A 4,864-nucleotide genomic window follows, 5' to 3' on the forward strand; every position below is an offset into this window, starting at 1 on the left:
TTCAGAAACACGGCCAACAGGTCTTTGGTGAAGCCATCCCGGCCCTGGGCACCCCGCTCTACACCGATGTGCGTCTGTACGTGGAACGTGGCATCCCGGGCGTGATCTACGGCGCAGGCCCCCGCACCGTGCGCGAGTCCAACGCCAAGCGCGCCGACGAGCATGTGCAGCTGGAAGACCTGCGGCGCGCCACCAAAGTGGTGGCCCGCACGCTGCTGGATTTGCTGAGCTGAGCCGATGGCCGCGGTTTGGGCACGCGCCCCTCAACCCCCGGTCAAATCCTTCACCATGCTGCCGTACCAATGCAAGTCTTCTTGCCATAGGGCTTGGCGGCGGAAGTTGTCATCGGTCACAGTTTGCAAGATGTGCCCCTGTGGGCCCATCTTGTAGTCAAACTTCACGCTGATGGCTTCCAGCGGTTCTGTGTTGACCAACATGAAGCACAGGTTGTCGATGATGAGGGGTTGCATCGGCTGGCCTTTGGACTGCTGCGTGATGTAGGTGGATACGCTGCGGCCCATGCGGTTGGCCACATGACCACTCTTGGGGTAATGTCCAAACTGGGGGGACACCGCGCCCACGCTGTCGCCAATGACAAATACGCTCGGATCATCCTTCAAGTTGTAAAACTCGGGGTGCACCGCCGCCCATGTGCTGGGCTTGCCCTCAGGCGTTTTGCCAATGGCGCCCATCTTCCAGACCAAGTCAGCCGCCTGGTGATGGCCCATGAATATGGCATCGTCAAATTTGAAATCGCCCGCCATCGTCTTGACCACTTTGTTGTAGGGGTCCAGCTCTTTGACGCCTGCGTTTGGCACGTAGGTGATGGTGTCGTGGTACAGCTCGTCAAAAGCCATGCGGTAGCCCCCACCAATAGGCAAGATGCGAGGCTTGGGGTCCAGGATCACAATTTTGGCGGGAATTTTGTTCTTCTGAAAATAATTGGCCATCAAACATGCCCGCTCATAGGGCGAGGGTGGGCAGCGGTGCGGTGGTGGTGGCAGCGTCATGACAAAAGTGCCCCCTTTGAACCCTTTGATTTTTTGCTTCAATGCCAGATGCTCGGCGCTGGGCACATACGCGCTGGAGAAATGCTTTTGGGTGTAGGCAGCCGCTTCGCGGTCCTTGCCAAACCAAGGCTCGTAGGTCACGCGGATACCGGCCGACACCACCAACCAGTCGTAGTCCACAAAGCCCTGTGCGGTGTGGACGCGCTTTTTGTCACGGTCAATGTCGGTGATTTCTGTCTGCACAAAGGTATAGCCCATGCGCTCGGCCGCGGCCGTGTAGGAATGCACGAGGAACGAGGTGTCCACCACATCCACCAGCCACTTGTTGCTCAAGGGGCATGACCAGAAGATCGGGTTCTTCTCCAGCAGCACCACTTCCAGGTCGGGCGCATCTTCGCGCAAGTGGCGAGCTGTGGCCAAACCGCCCCATCCTCCCCCCAAAACCAGAACGCGGCGCTTCTTGCCCTTGGGCAATAGCTCGGTCGCCGAAGAAAAAAGAAAAGGCTGGGCGATGACAGCGGGGGAAGCTGCAGACAGCGCCCCCCATGCTGCAGCGCCCTTGATGAGGGTACGACGTGCGGTGGTCATAAAGGACTCCGTGAATTTTGGGGATACACCTGTCGGCGCACATGAGGAGCGAGGCTCCAATGCCTCGAAGGCAGGTGGCCCACGCGGGTTGCGTGGGCAGTGATGTTAAGCGATGGTTCAAGCACGGCAGTCCGGATGGACTGCGGCATCGGCATCGGCATCGGCATCGGCATCGGCATTTCAGCCACCCTCCTTCAGAATTCAGGGTTTTTCCGGATCCCGTTGTCTTTTATTTTGTATACAGTTTGGAACACAAAGAAGCACACATCTAGTTTCTTTGGCGTTTCCTCAACCGTTTATCACCTAGGAGAGTCCTCCATGAGTTCAACCATCCACCCTGTGGACGAGAAATTACCCACCGGCAAACTCGCCGCTTTGGGCCTGCAACATGTGCTGGTGATGTATGCCGGCGCCGTGGCCGTGCCCCTGATCGTGGGCCGCGCCCTCAAGTTGAGCCCGCAAGACGTGGCTTACTTGATCTCGGCCGATCTGTTTTGCTGCGGTCTCGTCACCCTGATCCAGTCCCTGGGCGCCACCCAGTGGTTTGGCATTCGCCTGCCCGTGATGATGGGCGTGACCTTTGCCTCTGTGGCCCCCATGGTGGCCATGGCCAATGCCAACCCGGGCGAGTTGGGGGCACAGCTGATCTTTGGCTCGATCATCGGAGCGGGCATTATCTCGATCCTGATCGCACCGCTGGTCAGCCGCATGCTGCGCTTTTTCCCGCCCGTGGTCACTGGCACCATCATTGCGGTGATCGGCATCAGCCTGATGCGCATCGGCATCAACTGGATTTTTGGCAACCCGTTTGGTCCCACTGCGCCCAACATCGTCACGCCTGAGCACAAGCAGTGGCTGGATGCCGCGGCCGCTGCCGCCAACGCACCGGGCTCCATCTTGCCCGCCATGCCCAAAGACCTGGCGCTGCTGCCCAAAATGCCCAACCCCAAATACGCCGAATTGACAGGCGTCGGCATTGCCGCACTGGTGCTGGTGTCGATCTTGGTGATTGCGCGCTTTGCCAAAGGCTTTGTGGCCAACATTTCGGTGCTTTTGGGCATCGTGATCGGTGGTGTGGTGGCCACGGCCATGGGCCTGATGAACTTCGACAAAGTGGGCAAAGCTGCCTGGTTTGACGTGATCATGCCTTTCCACTTTGGCATGCCCATTTTTGAGCCCGTGCTGATTTTGACCATGACCCTGGTGATGATCGTGGTGATGATTGAATCCACCGGCATGTTTTTGGCACTGGGCGACATGACCGAAAAGAAAGTCGACCAAGCAGCCCTGACACGCGGTCTGCGCACCGATGGCCTGGGCACGCTGATTGGCGGCATTTTCAACACCTTCCCCTACACCAGCTTTTCGCAAAACGTAGGCTTGGTGGCGGTCACAGGTGTCAAGAGCCGCTTTGTGTGCGTGGCCGGTGGCCTGATTTTGGTGGCACTGGGCTTGTTGCCCAAAATGGCCGCCTTGATCGAGTCGCTGCCCACGGTGGTGCTGGGAGGTGCGGGTCTGGTGATGTTTGGCATGGTGGCGACCACAGGCATCCGCATTCTGGGCAATGTGGACTTCAAGAACAACCGCGCCAACGCCATCATCGTCGCGGTCTCGATTGGCATTGGCATGATCCCGCTGATCGCACCCAACTTCAAGCAGTGGATGCCCCATGGCTTGCACCCGCTGATCGAGTCTGGCATTTTGCTGGCCTCCATCACGGCGGTGGCCCTGAACCTGTTCTTCAATGGTGCCAGCGGTGACAACCGCGATGCGATCGAAGCTGCCAAGCAGGCCGAAGCGCACTGAGTCCCCTTTTGGCGCTGGCCCTGACCCGGGTCGGCTTTCAGAACTTCGGGCGCATCGTGCGCCCGAATTTTTTAGGTATACAATAAAATTTAATAAAATATACAATAAACCACAACCAAATAACATCAGACGATACAAATGCTTGACCAAAACGACTCAATCATTCTGGCGGGCGCAGCCCAAGGGGGGGCCTTGGCCTCGCTGGCCAGCGAACAAACCGGCCTGACCCGAGTAGCCGTGTCCCGCCGCATCAAAAAACTGGCCGATGGCGGTTACCTCAAAAGGCACGGCAATGGCACCCGACAGACCTACACATTGGGTGAGCACCGATTCTGGCTCGGCCTTCAAGCACGCCAAGCCATTGAGAAGACCGGCGGCGAAATGGCCGTGTGGGAGCGGCACTTGGCCCCCTTGCTGAAAGACCTGAAACCCAATGTCAAAAGTCTGGCCAACACCGCATTCACCGAAATGCTGAACAACGCGCTCGACCACTCCAGCGCACAGCAAGTGGCCATGGGCATGCAGGTCAGGGATGGGCAGTTGCAAATGCTGGTGGCCGACGACGGCATTGGCATTTTTGGCCGCATCGCGCAATCCGCCCAGTTGTTCGACACGCGGTTGGCACTGCTGGAACTGGCCAAAGGGAAATTCACTTCGGCCAGCCAGGGCCATTCGGGCATGGGGGTTTTTGTGTCCTCACGCATGATGGACGGCTTTGCGATCGAGTCTGGCGGGCTGCTTTTTGACCCCCACGAATTGACCCAACCCTTGCCCCGATTTGATTGGATGAATGTGAACGGGCTGCTCAAACCCGCACCACCCGGCACAGAGGTTCGCATGGCGTTGGGTTTGAACAGTCTGCGCAAGGCCAACGATGTTTATTTCAAATACTTTGACCCGGACGAGATCGGCGCTGAGGCGTTTCACACCACCGAAATCCCGGTGCGACTGGCACAACTCAGCAGCGAACTGGTTTCTCGCTCTCAGGCCAAATGGGTGATGGAACGCGCCATCCAGTTCAAAACCGTGGTGCTCGACTTCGAAGGTGTGGCACACGTTGGACAAGCCTTTATGGACGAAGTCTTTCGGGTGTTTGCAACGAACCACCCCCACATCCGTCTTCAAACCACAGGCATGTCACCAGAAGTCGCCAAGCTGGCACGCTTGTTTGGCGGCACAGGCGCTTGATGCCGCGAAGCGCCTCAAAAAGCCAAGCCCAGTGCTTGGTTTTTTGCGTTTTATGCACGTAATCCACAGCTCGAACCGGGTGACAAATGGGTTACGCTTTATCAACTTTTATGTTTTTCCTTGATTGAGACAACAGCCATGAGCGATACCCTTTCCCCCGCAGAACAAGCCTTGCGCGACGCTGCCCGTGACTACCACCGCTTTCCCACACGCGGCAAGGTCTCGGTCAACCCAACCAAACCCCTGTCCAACCAGCGCGATCTGTCGCTGGC

General features: G+C 57.9%; 3 protein-coding genes and 1 pseudogene. 3 read left to right on the plus strand and 1 reads right to left on the minus strand.

Annotation, left to right across the window (positions count from 1 at the left end):
- Positions 1 to 233 (plus strand): annotated as a pseudogene (locus ACIQ3A_RS13770) (peptidase M20); the annotation flags it as partial.
- Positions 234 to 263: 30 nt separating this feature from the next.
- Here the strand turns inward: ACIQ3A_RS13770 and ACIQ3A_RS13775 are convergent.
- On the minus strand, positions 264 to 1,598 hold the full coding sequence (locus tag ACIQ3A_RS13775) for an FAD/NAD(P)-binding oxidoreductase (protein WP_396432295.1): 1,335 nt from the start codon (positions 1,596 to 1,598) through the stop codon (positions 264 to 266).
- Positions 1,599 to 1,916: 318 nt separating this feature from the next.
- On the opposite strand from ACIQ3A_RS13775, the gene ACIQ3A_RS13780 reads away from it, so the two are divergent.
- Together ACIQ3A_RS13780 and ACIQ3A_RS13785 are read left to right on the plus strand one after the other, a co-directional pair.
- Entirely contained in the window at positions 1,917 to 3,404 is a 1,488-nt protein-coding gene (locus tag ACIQ3A_RS13780) for a nucleobase:cation symporter-2 family protein (protein WP_396432296.1), read from the plus strand.
- Between the two features lie 138 nt (positions 3,405 to 3,542).
- Positions 3,543 to 4,592, plus strand: a complete 1,050-nt coding sequence (locus tag ACIQ3A_RS13785) for an STAS-like domain-containing protein (protein ID WP_396432297.1) — start codon at positions 3,543 to 3,545, stop codon at positions 4,590 to 4,592.
- The last annotated feature ends 272 nt before the right edge of the window (positions 4,593 to 4,864 follow it).

This window comes from Limnohabitans sp. (assembly GCF_044361985.1).
GTDB lineage: Bacteria > Pseudomonadota > Gammaproteobacteria > Burkholderiales > Burkholderiaceae_C > Limnohabitans_A.

What these genes read in the sequence shown, in the direction of transcription:
- ACIQ3A_RS13775 (WP_396432295.1), bottom strand. Translation starts at nt 1,598, where the DNA reads ATGACCACCGCACGTCGTACCCTCATCAAGGGCGCTGCAGCATGGGGG.
- ACIQ3A_RS13780 (WP_396432296.1), top strand. Translation starts at nt 1,917, where the DNA reads ATGAGTTCAACCATCCACCCTGTGGACGAGAAATTACCCACCGGCAAA.
- ACIQ3A_RS13785 (WP_396432297.1), top strand. Translation starts at nt 3,543, where the DNA reads ATGCTTGACCAAAACGACTCAATCATTCTGGCGGGCGCAGCCCAAGGG.